The sequence below is a fragment of the Candidatus Symbiopectobacterium sp. NZEC135 genome (assembly GCF_025962695.1).
In genome coordinates, this window is the sequence record NZ_JAGFPF010000975.1 from 1 (window position 1) to 803 (window position 803).

The 803-nt window shown below is 46.5% G+C and carries 1 protein-coding gene; it reads right to left on the reverse strand.

The annotated features are described in order from the left end of the window. Positions 1-488, reverse strand: a 488-nt coding sequence (locus tag J5224_RS31860) for an L-fuculose-phosphate aldolase (RefSeq protein WP_264628966.1), incomplete at its 3' end; no start/stop codon positions are given. Positions 489-803: the final 315 nt, after the last annotated feature.

The following is an 803-nucleotide window of genomic DNA, read 5'->3' on the forward strand; positions in this document are numbered from 1 at the left end:
TTTTCTTCGCAGGCAATCAGACCGTGGTGCTGCAACAACGTGGCCTTACGGTGTTTGAGCGCAATGGCAACCTGTTCAGAAAGCGCACGCGTGCCAAATGTGGCGTAGGGTGCGCACGGAATCGAATTCCCACCTGCCGCGGCAATCATGTAGTGAATGGCCGGAATCGGACGATTAAGAATTGAAACCGCCGTGCAGTTAACCGCGTGGTTATGCACCACCGCGTTAGCATCCGGCCGGGTTTGGTACGTAACCCAGTGAAAACGCCATTCGCTGGAGGGCAATTTACCCTGTTCGTGTTGCCCGTTGGCATCGATATAAACAATGTACGATTCGGTGAGTTTTTCATAAGGAATACCCGTTGGCGTAATCAACATACCCTCCTGATAACGCACGCTCACATTCCCTGCGGTGCCTTGGTTAAGCCCCAGGCGAGTCATTTCCAGACAGGTGTCAATAATTTGCCTGGCCAATTTGCTGCGTTCCATTTATTACCTCTCTCAGTGATTCACAATAAAGTGGCTGAATCCCGGTGCAGTATCGCACCCGGTTCCATTAAATTAATCAGATTCGTAGTCACCATCATCACGCGGAATAACAAGAAGGATATTTACATCGCCGTTTTTTGTGACGGGACTCAATTAATTCGACGTAAAAAAAGATGAATCCATCAACAGCGCATTTTGAAAACGCCCGTTATTAACAAGATTATTAAAAACGGTCATTTTAAACATCCGTAAAAAATGCCCGTTTTGTAGCTATTTTATTAAATCGGTCATTGCCAATGTGGTTTTACGCAATAA